Genomic DNA, 14,756 nt, shown 5'->3' with positions numbered 1-14,756 from the left:
AACAACAAGCTCAGGAGCAAGACCCATGAAAACTGCAACCCTCGCCACCCGCCGCTGGTGGTACATCATGCCGATTGTGTTCATCACCTACAGCCTGGCGTATCTCGATCGCGCCAACTACGGCTTCGCTGCTGCATCCGGCATGGCTGCCGATCTGATGATCACCCCGGGCCTGTCATCGCTGCTCGGTGCGCTGTTCTTCCTCGGTTACTTCTTCTTCCAGGTGCCCGGTGCGATCTACGCGCAAAAGCACAGCGTGAAGAAGCTGATTTTCGTCAGCCTGATTCTCTGGGGCGGCCTCGCAACATTGACCGGCGTGGTTTCCAACGCCTATTGGCTGATCGTCATTCGCTTCATGCTCGGCGTCGTCGAAGCGGCGGTGATGCCGGCGATGCTGGTCTATCTGTGCCACTGGTTCACCCGTGCCGAACGCTCGCGGGCCAACACGTTTCTGATCCTCGGCAATCCAGTGACGATGCTGTGGATGTCGGTGGTTTCGGGCTATCTGGTGCAGCATTTCAGCTGGCGCTGGATGTTCATCATCGAAGGTCTGCCGGCGGTGCTGTGGGCATTTATCTGGTGGCGTCTGGCCGATGATCGTCCGTCCGAGGCCAAGTGGCTCAACGACCAGGAAAAGCACGATCTGGAAAGCGCACTGGCGGCCGAACAGGTCGGGATCAAAGCGGTGAAAAATTACGCCGAGGCGTTCCGTTCGCCGAAGGTGATCATTCTGGCGCTGCAGTTTTTCTGCTGGAGCATCGGCGTTTACGGCTTCGTGCTGTGGTTGCCGTCGATCCTCAAGGCCGGCGCGCAAATGGACATGATCGAAGCCGGCTGGCTGTCGGCGCTGCCGTATCTGGCGGCGGTGATCGGCATGCTCGTGGTGTCGTGGGGTTCGGACAAGTTGCAGAAGCGCAAACGCTTTGTCTGGCCGCCGCTGCTGATCGCGTCCATCGCGTTTTACGGTTCCTACGCCCTGGGCGCTGAACATTTCTGGTGGTCATACACGCTGCTGGTGATTGCCGGCGCCTGCATGTACGCACCTTACGGGCCGTTCTTTGCCATCGTTCCGGAGATTCTCCCGGCCAACGTTGCCGGTGGCGCGATGGCGCTGATCAACAGCATGGGCGCGCTCGGTTCGTTCGGCGGCTCGTATCTGGTCGGTTACCTGAACAGCTCCACCGGCTCGCCCGGCGCTTCGTATCTGTTGATGAGCGGCGCGTTGCTGCTGTCGGTGGTGCTGACGATTTTCCTCAAGCCCGGCGCCAGTGATCGCGTCGTCGCCAAAGCCGTTGCCACGCGTGCCGTGCCAGCGCATTCCTGAAGAGACTTTTGCCATGAAAAAACAGGTCGTGTTGTACAAGAAACTTTCGCCCGCGCTGATGGCGCGTCTGCAAGAGCAGTGCGAAGTAACGTTGATCAACAGCCTCGACGCCGACGGCCTCATGCAACTGCGCGACGCCCTGCCCCGTGCCCATGGTTTGCTCGGCGCCAGCCTGAAACTCGATGCCGCGCTGCTCGATCTGGCACCGCACCTTCAGGCCATCGCCAGCGTCTCGGTGGGCGTCGATAACTACGACATCGATTACCTGAGCCAGCGCAAGATCCTGCTGAGCAACACCCCGGACGTGCTTACCGAAACCACCGCTGACACCGGTTTCGCGCTGATCCTCGCCGCCGCCCGGAGTGTGGTCGAACTGGCGAACATGGTGCGCAGCGGGCAATGGAGCCGCAACATCGGCCCGGCGCATTTCGGCACCGATGTGCATGGCAAGACGCTGGGCATCATCGGCATGGGCCGCATCGGCGAAGCATTGGCGCAGCGCGGGCATTTCGGGTTCGGCATGCCGGTGATCTATCACAGCCAGTCGCGCAAGCCGGCGGTCGAGGCGCGATTCGATGCGCAGTATCGAAGCCTCGAAGAATTGTTACAGCAGGCTGATTTCATTTGCCTGACTTTGCCGCTGACGGCGCAGACCGAGAAGTTGATTGGTGCTGAGCAGTTCGCGCTGATGCGTCCGGAAAGCATCTTCATCAACATCTCGCGCGGCAAAGTGGTCGATGAGGCGGCGATGATCGATGCGCTGCGTCACCAACGGATTCGGGCGGCGGGGCTGGATGTGTTTGAGCGTGAACCGTTGAATCATGATTCGCCGCTGTTGCAACTGAATAATGTGGTGGCGACGCCGCACATGGGTTCAGCGACGCATGAGACGCGGGAGGCGATGGCGCGGTGTGCGGTGGAGAATCTGTTGGCGGCGTTGAGTGGAGAGAGGCCGGCGAATCTGGTGAATCCATTGGCCTGGCAGGGCTGAAATTTTCATTGCCTGATCTGGCCCCATCGCTGGCAAGCCAGCTCCCACAGGGTTTTCGAGCGGACACAAATATCATGTCCACCTCAAATCACTGTGGGAGCTGGCTTGCCAGCGATGGGGCCAATGCAGGCAACACAAAACCATCAGGCACTGCGCGCCTGTAAAAGCTGCGCCGCACACAAGGCAATCCGCGCACAGGCATCCGCCAGTTTCATCCGATCCAGCACCAGCCCAATCCTGATATGCCCCGCCGCACTCGGCCCAAACGCTTCACCGGCCAGCACCGACACGCCATAACCTTCCAGCAACTGCTCGGCAAACGCCTGAGCGCCCAGCCCGGTCTGGCGCACATCAACCATCACGAACATGCCGCCATCGGGGCGAATCGGGTACAACCCCGGACAACCCTGCAAACGTTCGCACACCAGATCCCGGCGCAGGCGATATTCCTCGCGCATCTGCGTCACCTCCGGCAAGTCTGACTGCAACGCAATCTCCGCAGCTTTCTGCACAAAATCCGGCAGGCCGAACAACATGCTCAGCGACAGATTGACCAAATGCCCGGCCAGCGATTTCGGCCCGATCATCCAGCCGATGCGCCAACCGGTCATGGCGTGGGATTTCGACAGGCTGTTGATCGTCGCCGTGCGCTCAGCCATGCCCGGCAGACTCGCCGGGCTGACGTGCTGACCTTCATAAAGCAAATCGCTGTAGACCTCGTCGCTGATCAGCCACAAGTCATGCCGTACACACAGCGCCGCCAGCTCCTGCCAGATCAGCAGTGACAGGCTCGCTCCGCTAGGGTTGTTCGGGCTGTTGAGCAGCATGGCGCGGGTTTTCGGCGTGATGCGCGCGGCGACATCGGCCGGATCAACGCGAAAGCCGTTTTCCGGGCGCACCGGCACCGGCACTACCGTCGCGCCGCAAGCGCCAAACACGCCTTCGTAGGTGACATACATGGGTTCGGCGACGATCACTTCATCGCCCGGATCCAGCAAGCATTGCGCCACTGAATACACCGCGCATTGCGCGCCGGGCATGACGATCACGTGGTCGGCATCCACCGCTTGCCCGCTGCGCCGACGATGGCGTTCGGCAATCAGCGTGCGCAGCGCCAAACGGCCACGCACATCGGAATAATGGGTATCACCGGCCAACAAGCTGTCGATCGCGCCATGGACGATCGGTAAAGGTGTATCGAAATCCGGATCGCCGATGCTCAGCAGCAGGATATCGACACCCTCGGCGCGCAACTCCAGCGCTCGGTCGTGAATCTGCCAGGCAGCGGCTCCCTCCCCGGCGATTCGTTGGGTCAAGGCTGAATAGCGCATGTACGTCTCCTGATTGCGCGGTCTCCAGCCTTCACCGTATCTCAAATCACGAAACGCGCCACCATGGCGTTCAAATCCACCGCCAGACGCGACAGTTCGTGGGTCGCGGCGCTGGTCTGATTGGCCCCAGCGGCGGATTGCGTGGCCAGGTCGCGGATGTTGACCAGGTTGCGGTCGACCTCGCGTGACACTTGCGCCTGTTCTTCCGAGGCGCTGGCGATCACCAGGTTGCGCTCGTTGATCTGATGGATCGACTGGGTGATCTGCTCCAGCGCCACGCCGGCCGCTCGTGCCATTTCCAGGGTGGTCTGGGTGCGCTGGTTGCTTTGCTGCATCGACGAAACCGCTTCGCCGGTGCCGTTCTGGATGCCGGCGACCATTTTTTCGATTTCCTGGGTCGACTGCGCGGTGCGATGGGCCAAGGCCCGCACTTCGTCTGCGACGACGGCAAAACCACGTCCGGCTTCCCCGGCGCGGGCTGCTTCGATCGCTGCGTTGAGTGCCAGCAGATTGGTCTGTTCGGCGATAGCACGGATCACGTCGAGCACTTTGCCGATGTCACGGCCCTGCGCGGCGAGGCCTTCGATCATTTGCGCGGTGTTCTGCACGTCGTGGGTCATGGTCTGAATCGCGTCGACAGTTTTCACTACTTGATCACGACCTTCGCGGGCGGCGTGGGTCGACTGATTCGAGGCTTCGGAAGTCGACACGGCGTTGCGCGCGACTTCTTCGACGGCGGCGGTCATTTCGTTGACGGCGGTGGCAGCTTGTTCGATTTCGTTGTTCTGCTGTTGCAAACCACGGGAGGCTTCTTCGGTCACTGCGCTGAGCTCTTCGGCAGCGGCGCCCAGTTGTGTGGCAGAGCCGGCGATCTGCTCGATGGTTTTGCGCAGGTTGGTCTGCATGGCGGCGAGCGCTTCGAGCAACCGCGCCGGTTCGTCCTTGCCGTCGATTTCGATGACTTTGGTGAGGTTGCCGTCAGCAATGGTTTGCGCGGCCTGCACCGCACGGTTCAACGGCGTGACGATGCTGCGCGTCAGCAGCCAGGCCAGCAACACGGTGGCCAGCGCAGCAAATACCGACACGATGATAATGCCGGTAATCGCGCCGTCGTAATGTTCACCGGCCTGACTGGAAGCGGCTTTCGCGTCAGCCGCGTTGATCGCAATGAGTTTGTTGAGCTGCTCGCCCATTTGATCGGTGCCGTCCTTGATTCGCGTGTTGATCAAAGTGCGCATTTCATCGACTTTGTCCTGGCGCGACAGGTCCATCATCTGATTTTGCGCTTGCAAGTAGTTGTCGAGCGTCGTCGCGAAAGCCTGATACAAAGCACGCTCATCGGCCTCTGCAGGCAGCGCGGCATAACTCGCCTGAGCACTGCGTACCTTGTCCACCAGCACGCCAATGCGTGTTTGCGCCTCTTGCAGACCCGCAGGGTCGCGGTTGACCAGAATCCGGAACGACAGAATCCGCAGGCGCAGAACGTTTTCCGTTACTACACCAAGGTACGTAACGCTGGGCAGTTGGTTGGTATCCATGTCTATGGAGGCCTGACGGATGGTGGTCATGCGATTGACGGCGAACACGCCGAGCACGATCACCAGCAAGGCGATAAAGGCAAAACCGAGGAAGGCACGGGGCGCGATATTCAGGTTACGCAAGGACATAGTTGAGCTCTCGGATGATAGAAGCTACCAGCGTCCATGCCGTGATCACTGAACCGGGGGGCGGGCTTCAGTCCGGCGTCACTGTTTGAGGAAGTCTTGTGCGCGCCTGTTAGTTGTATCGGCCAGGCTTTAGGAAGGTTGCGGGTCAAGCACAATTATTTTTCAGGGTGTTACATCAATGAAACACCGCCCGGTCTTGTTGTAGGAGCTGCCGATCTGGCTCAGGGTTTCGCGGCAAGCTGCCAGACGCGGGCGATATCGGTGGCGCGTTCACGCAACAGGCGCGGTGCTTCAGCGCAGGCTTGCTCCAGCGTCATCGGGCCGCTGGTCACGGCGAACGCCGCATCAATGCCGTGATCGTAGAGTGCCTGATAACCCTCGCCCAGTGTCCCGGCAATGACAATCACCGGCACCGCGTGTTGCTTGGCAATCCGTGCGACGCCGAACGGCGTCTTGCCGCGCAAGGTCTGGGCATCAAATCGCCCTTCCCCGGTAATCACCAGATCAGCGTCTTTGACCGCTTCGGCGAGGCCGACCAGTTCGGCGACGACTTCAACCCCGGCCTGAAATTGCGCGCCGAGAAAAGCCTTGGCCGCAAATCCCAAACCTCCCGCCGCACCGCTGCCCGGTTCGTCACGAACGTCTTTGCCCAACGCTTGCGCGCACAGTTCGGCGAAGTGCCCCAACGCCTGATCAAGTTGCTGCACCTGCGTCGGCGAGGCGCCTTTCTGCGGGCCGAAAATCGCTGAGGCACCGTGCGGGCCGCACAGCGGGTTGTTCACATCAGCAGCGATGTCGAAACGCACCTGCGCCAGACGCGGATCGAGTTCGCTCAGGTCCAGCGTCGCCAGTTGCGCCAACGCCAGGCCGCCTGGTACCAGCGACTGACGCTGCGCATCGAGCAACTTCACGCCCAGCGCCTGCATCGCCCCGGCGCCGCCATCGTTGGTCGCACTGCCGCCAATCGCCAGAATCACCCGCTGCGCGCCGGCATCCAGCGCTGCGCGAATCAGTTCGCCGGTGCCGAAAGTGCTGCTGATGCAGGCATCGCGTTGTCCCAGCGGCACCAATTGCAAGCCGCTGGCCTCGGCCATTTCGATGATTGCCGTGTGGTTGTGCGGCAACCAGCCCCATGCAGCGTCGACCGACGTACCCAACGGGCCACGCACGCGGGTGCGGCGCAGTTCGCCTTCACAGGCAGCAAGGATCGACTCGACCGTGCCTTCGCCGCCGTCGGCCATCGGGCATTTGACCATCGTTGCCTGCGGCCACACTTGGGCCAGGCCAAGGGCGATGGCTTCGGCGACGCCTTGGGCACTCAGGCTGTCCTTGAACGAGTCGGGGGCGATGACGATCTTCATGGGAATTCTCCGGTTGCAATGCCCCTCATGCTGCCAGTCGGCCCGCGCCTTGACGCCTGTCCGCTGCACAAGTGGCGGGGGCGTTTATTGTTCATTTTCACAAAGGCGCAGGAAATGGCGGTGAATGTTATGCCGCCATCGCTGGCAAGCCAGCTCCCACAGGGATTGTCGGTGAATACAAATGTTGTGAACACCATCAACCCTTGTGGGAGCTGGCTTGCCAGCGATGGCGGTCTCAAAATCACCTCATGCCGACGGATCTGTCTGCGGCAGCAGCTGCACCCCCAGATAAAGCGCCAGCATCCCGTCCAGCCGCAACGGATCAACCCCGCTCAACTCGGCAATCCGCTCCATCCGATAACGCAGACTATTGCGATGGATCCCCAGCGCATCGGCACACCCACAGGGATTGTCGGTGAATACAAATGTTGTGAACACCATCAACCCTTGTGGGAGCTGGCTTGCCAGCGATGGCGGTCTCAAAATCACCTCATGCCGACGGATCTGTCTGCGGCAGCAACTGCACCCCCAGATAAAGCGCCAGCATCCCGTCCAGCCGCAACGGATCAACCCCGCTCAACTCGGCAATCCGCTCCATCCGATAACGCAAACTGTTGCGATGAATCCCCAGCGCATCGGCACAGGCCTGACTCTGGCCATCGTGCTCACACCAACTGCGCAGCGTCGCCAGCAACTGGCCGTTGCCGTCCTTGGCGATCACTTTGCGCAAGGGTTTGAGCAATTCGTCCAGTGCATCGTCATTACGATGCCGCCACAGCATCACCGGTAATCGATAGCGGTTCAGCGTCAGCAACCGCGAATGCGGCAACACTTCGCGACCGTAGGCGAGCAAGTCGCCTACGCGCCGATAACAACGGCGCAGCCCGGCGAGTCCGTCAGCCTGCCCGCCCACGGCAATGCGCAGAACTTTCCAGCCGAGGCCATCGAGCTTCTCCAGCAGGCGATCATGCTCAACGTTTTGACTCGCCGGCCGGCACCACAGCAGGGAGGACTTCGCGGAACTCACGCACCAGCTGTCCGGATAACGCGAGGTCAGCCAGGCACTCAGTGCCTCGACGGTTTGCCCCGGTCCATGCTCAAGGCCCAGTTCGAACAGATACGGCACTCGCGTCAATTGCGGTTTGAGTCCAAGTTGCTGTGCCTCATCGACCAGACGCGGCGAGTCCCCTGCCTCGCTTAACAGCAGCGCCAGCAAATCATCACAACGCTGGCGCCGCCATTGCTGTTCGGCCTGCTGGTTGCGCTGGCCGACGAGCATCTCGGCGGTCATGCGCACCAGTTCGGCGTAGGTGCGCAATTGCTCCGGTTCGCCGGTGATGCCGAGTACGCCGATCAAGCGCTGATCGAGCAACAGCGGCAGGTTGATCCCGGGTTGCACGCCTTTCAAATGCACAGCGGTCTGCGCGTCGATCTCGACCACGCGACCGTTGGCCAGCACCAGTTGCGCACCTTCATGACGGGTGTTGATGCGCTCCGGCTCACCGCTGCCGAGGATCAGCCCCTGGCTGTCCATGACATTGACGTTGTAGGGCAAAATGGCCATGGCCCGGTCGACGATGTCCTGGGCGAGGTCGTGATCGAGTTCAAACATGATGGGCAAGATCCTTGAAAAACGCGGCAGACGGTTGTTCACCCGCACAGGGTCTGGCGGCAAACCCTGTGCTCAGGCACAAAGACAATCCGGCCAAAGGTGACCGAGACTCTCGGGGCGATCAACGTTACCCTTTGCATCGCAAAAAATCATAATAAAGAGAGAGCCGCTATGTCGCAGAGCGCCGCAGCTACCCAGACCATCGATGACGATAAAAACGCCGTCTACAAACGCATCACCCTGCGTTTGATTCCCTTCATTTTCATCTGCTACTTGTTCAACTACCTCGACCGGGTCAACGTTGGATTTGCCAAACTGCAGATGCTCGATGCACTGAAATTCAGCGAAACCGTGTACGGCCTCGGCGCCGGTATCTTCTTCATCGGCTACGTGCTGTGTGGCGTGCCGAGCAACCTGGCCCTGACCCGATTCGGCCCACGGCGCTGGATCGCCGTGATGATGATCACTTGGGGTACGTTGTCGACCTGCCTGTTGTTCGTCACCACCCCGACCGAGTTCTACACCCTGCGTCTGTTCACCGGCGCGGCCGAAGCCGGGTTCTTCCCGGGCGTCGTGTTGTACCTCTCGCAGTGGTTCCCGACCTTCCGCCGTGGGCGGATCATGGCGCTGTTCATGTCGGCGATCCCGGTTTCCGGTTTGCTTGGCAGCCCGTTCTCTGGCTGGATTCTCAATCATTTCGCGGCAGGCCAGGGCGGTCTGGCCGGCTGGCAATGGATGTTTCTGCTGCAAGGCATTCCTACCGTCATCCTCGGCGCCCTCGCCTGGTTCCTCCTGAGCGACAGCTTCGCCAACGCCAAGTGGCTGAGCCCGCATGAGCGCGCGGTGCTTGAGGCGGATCAGGCTGAAGACCTGGCGAACAAACCGAAAACCACCTCCGACTCGCTGCTGGCGGTGTTCAAGAACCCGGCGATCTGGGCGTTTGGCCTGATTTACTTCTGTATCCAGAGTGGCGTGTACGCGATCAACTTCTGGTTGCCGTCGATCATCAAGAACCTCGGTTTCAGCGATAACCTGGTGATCGGTTGGCTGAGTGCCATTCCGTATCTGCTGGCGGCGGTGTTCATGCTGGTGGTCGGGCGTTCGGCGGACCTTCGTAAAGAACGCCGCTGGCATTTGGTGGTGCCGATGCTGATGGGCGCGATCGGTCTGGTGATCGCGGTGAATTTCGCGGCGAATCCGGCGATTGCGATTCTCGGTCTGACCATTGCCACCATGGGCGCGTTGACGGGTCTGCCGATGTTCTGGCCGGTGCCGACGGCGATGTTGAGCGCGGGGGCTGCGGCTGGTGGTTTGGCGTTGATCAACTCGATGGGGCAGATGGCTGGGTTTCTCAGTCCGTATCTGGTGGGTTGGGTCAAGGACAGCACGGGGTCGACCGATGCGGCGTTGTATTTGCTGGCGGGTGTGATTGTTGGTGGGAGTCTGCTGGCGCTGCGCATGACGCGGACGTTGCGGGCTTAAGGTTTTTGCGTGATGAAGAACGGCCCTTTCAGGGCCGTTTTTTATTGGGGGTTCGGCTTGGTTTTTGTGGTGTTCTGGAGACCTTTGCCCCCCTCACCCCAGCCCTCTCCCCCCAGGGGGCGAGGGGGAAAGGGAGCCGATCTGCGGGGTTTTCAAGATTTGAGTTCGACTCGGGAGAAGGGAGCCGATTTTGGCGTTCTTCCAGACTTGAGTTCGACTCGGTATTGCACGTCGGCGTACCTCGCTCAAGCACCTCCGTCAGTCCCGCCCCAAGGAAAGGGAGCCGACTTGGATGCTTTTCAAAACCTGAGTTCGACTCGGTATTGCACGTCGGCGTACCTCGCTCAAGCACCTCGGTCAGCCCCGCCCCAGGGAAAGGGAGCCGACTTGGATGCTTTTCAAAACCTGAGTTCGACTCGGTATTGCACGTCGGTGTACCTCGCTCAAGCACCTCCGTCAGTCCCGCCCCAGGGAAAGGGAGCCGACTTGGATGCTTTTCAAAACCTGAGTTCGACTCGGTATTGCACGTCGGCGTACCTCTTTCAAACACCTCGGTCAGTCCCCTCTCCCTCCGGGAGAGGGTTAGGGTGAGGGCTGTGTCGAGCCAATATTCACTTTGCCGCATCGCACGCTTCTGGTATTTGATTAACCCTTTCCCACCGACAAAAGGATTTCGGCATGAGCTTTCGTACACTCGGTCACTCGGGCTTGCAGGTGTCCACCCTCACCCTCGGTACGATGATGTTTGGCGAGCAGACCAGCGCAGATGATTCGCTGCGCATCATCGACAAGGCCTGGGATCAGGGGATCAACTTCATCGACACCGCCGACGTCTACACCAACGGCCGCTCCGAAGAGATCGTCGGTGAAGCGATTGCCCGTCATCGGCATGAATGGGTGCTGGCGACCAAGGTCGGGTTCGGCCCGGTGGACGGCGTGCCAAACCGCAGTGGCTTGAGCCGCAAACACATCTTCAATGGCATCGATGCCAGCCTGACCCGGCTCGGCACTGACTATCTCGACATCTATTACCTGCACCGCGAAGACCACAACACGCCGCTGGAGGTGAGCGTGTCAGCGATTGGCGATCTGATTCGTCAGGGCAAGATTCGCTACTGGGGTCTGTCGAACTATCGCGGCTGGCGGATTGCCGAGGTGATTCGTTTAGCCGACAAACTCGGCGTTGATCGCCCGGTGATCAGCCAGCCGTTGTACAACATCGTTAACCGTCAGGCCGAGACCGAGCAGATCACGGCGGCGCAAACCTATGGCCTGGGCGTGGTGCCTTACAGTCCGCTGGCCCGTGGCGTGCTCAGCGGCAAATACGCGCCGGACGCTACACCGGATGCCAACAGCCGTGCCGGGCGTCAGGACAAGCGCATTCTGGAAACCGAGTGGCGTGTGGAATCGCTGCGCATTGCCCAGCAGATTCAGCAATACACCGAACAGCGCGGCGTCGGCATGGTCGAGTTTGCGATTGCCTGGGTCTTGAACAACAGTGCCGTAACATCGGCAATTGTCGGGCCGCGAACTGAAGCGCAGTGGGATGCGTACACCAAGGCGCAGGCCGTGAAGATCACCGCTGAAGATGAGGCGTTTATCGATTCGCTGGTGACGCCGGGGCATGCCTCGACGCCGGGATTCAACGATGTCAGTCATTTTGTGTCGGGGCGTAAACCGCATTTGGTTTAAGCGTTTTCCCTTGTCCAGCAACAGCCGATACAATCGGCTGTTTTTCGTTGAAGCAAACGCGATCAAACGGATGATTTGATTGATCGTTCAGAAATAATCAGGGACTTAATACATGCTCAATCGCCCCGTTGAGGTATCTAGGAAGCCTTTGCGCGGGCTGCTGTTCAAACTGTTTGGCGATAGAAAGCTGCGCGAGCCACTTTCGCCGGCAATGGCCTCGACCGCCGGGGATCGCAAACCCTCTATTGATTACCGTGCGGATATCGATGGGCTGCGCGCAATCGCGGTGTTGCTGGTGCTGATTTTCCACGGCGGCCTGGCGTTTTTCCCGTCCGGGTTTATTGGCGTCGATATCTTCTTCGTGATCTCGGGTTACTTGACGACCGCGATCATCATGAAAGCGCTGAACAACGGCACGTTTACTTTTTCGGGTTTCTACACACGACGCATCTGGCGCTTGCAACCGGCCGTGATCGCCTTGCTGATCGTGACCCTGATGGTCACAACGCTGCTGTACTTGCCCGATGACTACGTCGACTTTCTCAAAAGCGAAAAGTACACGTCGTTAGTTATCTCCAACCAGTACTTTTCCAAAGTGACCACGGGTTACGCCACACCCGACGCGGCCAGTCTGCCGCTGTTGCACACCTGGTCGCTGGCCATCGAATGGCAGTGGTATCTGGCCTTGCCGCTGGGCCTCTGGGTGCTCCACCGCTACCTGACGAAAAGCCTTTTCAAAGCGGCAGTACTCGGCTTGACCCTGGCGGCCATGGCGCTCGCGCTGTACCTGTCTTACTCCGTGCCGGATAAAAATTACTACTTCTTCACCGCGCGAATTTTCGAATTGATGATCGGCTCCTGTACGGTGATCTTCAGCACGGCCAGGTTCAGACTCAATCGCCTGAGCGCCACGCTGGTCTGTGCACTGTCGCTGGCGACGATCATCTACTGCGCCACCCTGGAAGATATCCTGCCGGGCTTCCCTCGATACCACGCGATCGCCGTGTGCCTTGCCACTGCAGCCTTGCTGTTTCAGGGGGTTGGCGATGCGAGCATTACGTCGAAACTGCTGGCGTTCAAACCCCTGGTGTTTATCGGCACGCTCTCGTACTCCTTGTACTTGTGGCACTGGCCGATCCTCGCGGTGATGAGTTACATGGGCATCGCGCTCACCCCGCCGATGACGATCGTTTACTTCGTCGCCACGTTCGTCATGGCCTGGCTCTGTTATGTGCTGATCGAAAACAGGTTTCGAAAGGCAAGGTTCGGTATTGTCAAAACCTTGCTCGTGCTGATGATCCTGCCCGCTGTCGTGCTGTCGCTGCTCCACGCTGCCAGCGTCAGACAAGAAGGCTGGCCGAACCGCTTCAACGAAGGCTACAACAACGTCTTCAACGGTTTGAAAGCGTCTGTCCCGGCCACTCGGGAAGCATGCCTGGGTGTCAGTGATGGCGCCGATCCGGGCTGCATAGCGGGCGCCGCGCAGGCCGCACCGCAAATATTGCTGATGGGCGATTCGTTTTCGAACCACTACTGGGGCTTTGTTGAAACACTGGCCAAGGATGCCAATCTTGCCGTACTGACGCAGGGCTATCCGGCTTGCCTGGCCTTGCCCGGGATCTACCTCTATGACGCGAATAAATACACCAACGCGCTGTATCAAAAATGCCACGACGCCACGCGTCGCTATTACGACCTGATCGCGAAGCGGCATTTCAAGTATGTGATCCTGGGTCAGTTCTGGGAGGCGTATCTCGACGATGACATCGTCACCAGACTGGATGACCCGCGCAGCCCGGAACTGTCGCAACAACGCCTCGGGGTCGCGATCCGCAAGGCTCTGGATATCATTGTCGAATCAGGTGCTACGCCGGTTTTTCTGGAAAATACCCTGCCCATGCCAGCGGGGATCAACACGTGCCTGCTGCAACAGGTCAAGTTGCGCGGCTTGATGGGCAGTGCCGAGCAAAGCAGCCTTTGCGCCACGGCGCCATGGTCAGGTGCCAAGGAGCCGGCGCTGGAACAACTGTTCAATGAACTGAAGGCTGAGTACCCCGGTTTGATCGTCATTGACCCGAAAATCGTGCAGTGCAAAGACGCCGCCTGCATGACCACCGTCGACGGTTTGCCGGTCTATCGTGATATTGGTCACATCACCGATTACGCCTCTTACAAGTTCGGCGAGATGTACCTCATGCGTTTCGGTAATCCGTTGAAGGTTGCGCAGTGATGCTTTACTCACACTGACCACATGGGGATGTGCGTGGATGTGGGAAATATTGAGCATGTGAACAATATTCAGCACAAAAACCACGTATCCTTCGCGCCCCGTTTGACCATCAACCCGCGAGGACAGTTTGTCTAAAGGTATCGCTCTATCGGTTTCAGCCTCGGTGCTGTTTGCCGTCATGTATTACTACACATCGTTGCTCACACCGTTGAGCGGCGTGGAAATTTTCGGCTGGCGGATGCTCCTGACCGTTCCGTGCATGACCGTATTCATGCTGGTGTCCGGGGAATGGCGGCGGGTGCTGGAGCTGGTCCGGTTGATGGCGGCAAAGCCGAAATTGATCGCCGGCCTGCTCGTCTCCTCTGCCCTGCTCGGTGTGCAATTGTGGCTGTTCATGTGGGCGCCGCTCAACGGCTACAGCCTCGATGTTTCGCTGGGCTACTTCCTGCTGCCACTGGCGATGGTGCTGACCGGGCGGATTGCCTTCGGCGACAGCCTGTCGTATTTGCAAAAGGTTGCGGTGTTCTTCGCCACCCTGGGCGTGTTGAACGAGCTGTATCAGGTCGGCGGGTTTTCCTGGGCGACGTTGGTGGTAGTTGTCGGCTATCCGCTTTACTTCGTCCTGCGTAAATACCTGAAGACCGACAACCTCGGCGGCTTGTGGGTCGACATGACCCTGATGCTACCGGTCGCTTACTGGTTTGTGCAGGGCGGCGAGCAAGGCTTTGGCGTGTTTGACCAGTACCCGGGGCTGTTGTGGCTGATTCCGTTACTGGGCTTGATCAGTGCATCGGCGCTGGTGGTGTACATCATTGCCAGTCGTTTGCTGCCATTCAGCCTGTTTGGTTTGTTGAGTTATGTTGAACCGGTGTTGTTGCTCGGGGTGGCGTTGCTGCTCGGTGAAAGCATCAAGTCCGGGGAGTGGCTGACGTACATTCCGATATGGCTGGCGGTTGTGGTACTGGTCTTCGAAGGCTTCAAACATCTGATGCGGCAACGCCGCCCTTAAAAGCAAAAGATCGTCCGATCGCGGCCCGAGCCTGCGGCAGCTCCTACATTTGGAATG

Annotated in this window: 10 protein-coding genes and 1 pseudogene; 6 read left to right on the top strand and 5 right to left on the bottom strand. The window is 59.6% G+C overall.

Annotated elements, in window-relative coordinates:
• The first annotated feature begins 25 nt into the window (after positions 1 to 25).
• Together RMV17_RS13030 and RMV17_RS13025 are read left to right on the top strand one after the other, a co-directional pair.
• A complete protein-coding gene (locus RMV17_RS13030; protein ID WP_034154240.1) occupies positions 26 to 1,324 on the top strand; it encodes an MFS transporter in 1,299 nt (432 codons plus the stop codon).
• A 13-nt stretch (positions 1,325 to 1,337) separates the two neighbouring features.
• Complete coding sequence (locus tag RMV17_RS13025) at positions 1,338 to 2,315, top strand: D-glycerate dehydrogenase (RefSeq protein ID WP_311886769.1); 978 nt, start codon at positions 1,338 to 1,340, stop codon at positions 2,313 to 2,315.
• Positions 2,316 to 2,458: 143 nt separating this feature from the next.
• Here the strand turns inward: RMV17_RS13025 and RMV17_RS13020 are convergent, their stop codons facing one another.
• From RMV17_RS13020 to RMV17_RS13000, 5 genes and pseudogenes are all read right to left on the bottom strand, one after another.
• Entirely contained in the window at positions 2,459 to 3,646 is a 1,188-nt protein-coding gene (locus RMV17_RS13020; protein ID WP_311886768.1) for an aminotransferase class I/II-fold pyridoxal phosphate-dependent enzyme, read from the bottom strand.
• Between the two features lie 41 nt (positions 3,647 to 3,687).
• On the bottom strand, positions 3,688 to 5,313 hold the full coding sequence (locus tag RMV17_RS13015) for a methyl-accepting chemotaxis protein (RefSeq protein WP_311886767.1): 1,626 nt from the start codon (positions 5,311 to 5,313) through the stop codon (positions 3,688 to 3,690).
• 221 nt (positions 5,314 to 5,534) lie between these two features.
• A complete protein-coding gene (locus RMV17_RS13010) occupies positions 5,535 to 6,674 on the bottom strand; it encodes a glycerate kinase (RefSeq protein ID WP_311886766.1) in 1,140 nt (379 codons plus the stop codon).
• 246 nt (positions 6,675 to 6,920) lie between these two features.
• A pseudogene (locus RMV17_RS13005) lies at positions 6,921 to 7,073 on the bottom strand (helix-turn-helix domain-containing protein); the annotation flags it as partial.
• Between the two features lie 91 nt (positions 7,074 to 7,164).
• Positions 7,165 to 8,286, bottom strand: a complete 1,122-nt coding sequence (locus RMV17_RS13000; RefSeq protein WP_311886765.1) for a sugar diacid recognition domain-containing protein — start codon at positions 8,284 to 8,286, stop codon at positions 7,165 to 7,167.
• A gap of 171 nt (positions 8,287 to 8,457) precedes the next feature.
• Here RMV17_RS13000 and RMV17_RS12995 point away from each other — a divergent pair, with 171 nt between their 5' ends.
• The 4 genes from RMV17_RS12995 to rarD all read left to right on the top strand — a co-directional run bounded on the left by RMV17_RS12995 (position 8,458) and on the right by rarD (position 14,699).
• Entirely contained in the window at positions 8,458 to 9,768 is a 1,311-nt protein-coding gene (locus tag RMV17_RS12995) for an MFS transporter (RefSeq protein WP_311886764.1), read from the top strand.
• A 678-nt stretch (positions 9,769 to 10,446) separates the two neighbouring features.
• Positions 10,447 to 11,460: an aldo/keto reductase gene (locus RMV17_RS12990; protein WP_311886763.1), complete on the top strand. Its 1,014-nt coding sequence runs from the start codon at positions 10,447 to 10,449 to the stop codon at positions 11,458 to 11,460.
• Between the two features lie 112 nt (positions 11,461 to 11,572).
• Positions 11,573 to 13,690 (top strand): acyltransferase family protein, encoded by a 2,118-nt coding sequence (locus tag RMV17_RS12985; RefSeq protein WP_311886762.1) that lies wholly within the window; start codon positions 11,573 to 11,575, stop codon positions 13,688 to 13,690.
• A 127-nt stretch (positions 13,691 to 13,817) separates the two neighbouring features.
• Positions 13,818 to 14,699 (top strand): EamA family transporter RarD, encoded by an 882-nt coding sequence (gene rarD / locus RMV17_RS12980; protein ID WP_311886761.1) that lies wholly within the window; start codon positions 13,818 to 13,820, stop codon positions 14,697 to 14,699.
• Positions 14,700 to 14,756: the final 57 nt, after the last annotated feature.

Origin of the sequence: Pseudomonas sp. VD-NE ins (assembly GCF_031882575.1) — a bacterium.
In the GTDB taxonomy this organism is placed as follows: domain Bacteria; phylum Pseudomonadota; class Gammaproteobacteria; order Pseudomonadales; family Pseudomonadaceae; genus Aquipseudomonas; species Aquipseudomonas fluorescens_BZ.
Note: the sequence above shows the minus strand (reverse complement) of the source record. Positions and strands in the feature narration are given on the sequence as shown.

What these genes read in the sequence shown, in the direction of transcription:
- RMV17_RS13030 (WP_034154240.1), top strand. Translation starts at nt 26, where the DNA reads ATGAAAACTGCAACCCTCGCCACCCGCCGCTGGTGGTACATCATGCCG.
- RMV17_RS13025 (WP_311886769.1), top strand. Translation starts at nt 1,338, where the DNA reads ATGAAAAAACAGGTCGTGTTGTACAAGAAACTTTCGCCCGCGCTGATG.
- RMV17_RS13020 (WP_311886768.1), bottom strand. Translation starts at nt 3,646, where the DNA reads ATGCGCTATTCAGCCTTGACCCAACGAATCGCCGGGGAGGGAGCCGCT.
- RMV17_RS13015 (WP_311886767.1), bottom strand. Translation starts at nt 5,313, where the DNA reads ATGTCCTTGCGTAACCTGAATATCGCGCCCCGTGCCTTCCTCGGTTTT.
- RMV17_RS13010 (WP_311886766.1), bottom strand. Translation starts at nt 6,674, where the DNA reads ATGAAGATCGTCATCGCCCCCGACTCGTTCAAGGACAGCCTGAGTGCC.
- RMV17_RS13000 (WP_311886765.1), bottom strand. Translation starts at nt 8,286, where the DNA reads ATGTTTGAACTCGATCACGACCTCGCCCAGGACATCGTCGACCGGGCC.
- RMV17_RS12995 (WP_311886764.1), top strand. Translation starts at nt 8,458, where the DNA reads ATGTCGCAGAGCGCCGCAGCTACCCAGACCATCGATGACGATAAAAAC.
- RMV17_RS12990 (WP_311886763.1), top strand. Translation starts at nt 10,447, where the DNA reads ATGAGCTTTCGTACACTCGGTCACTCGGGCTTGCAGGTGTCCACCCTC.
- RMV17_RS12985 (WP_311886762.1), top strand. Translation starts at nt 11,573, where the DNA reads ATGCTCAATCGCCCCGTTGAGGTATCTAGGAAGCCTTTGCGCGGGCTG.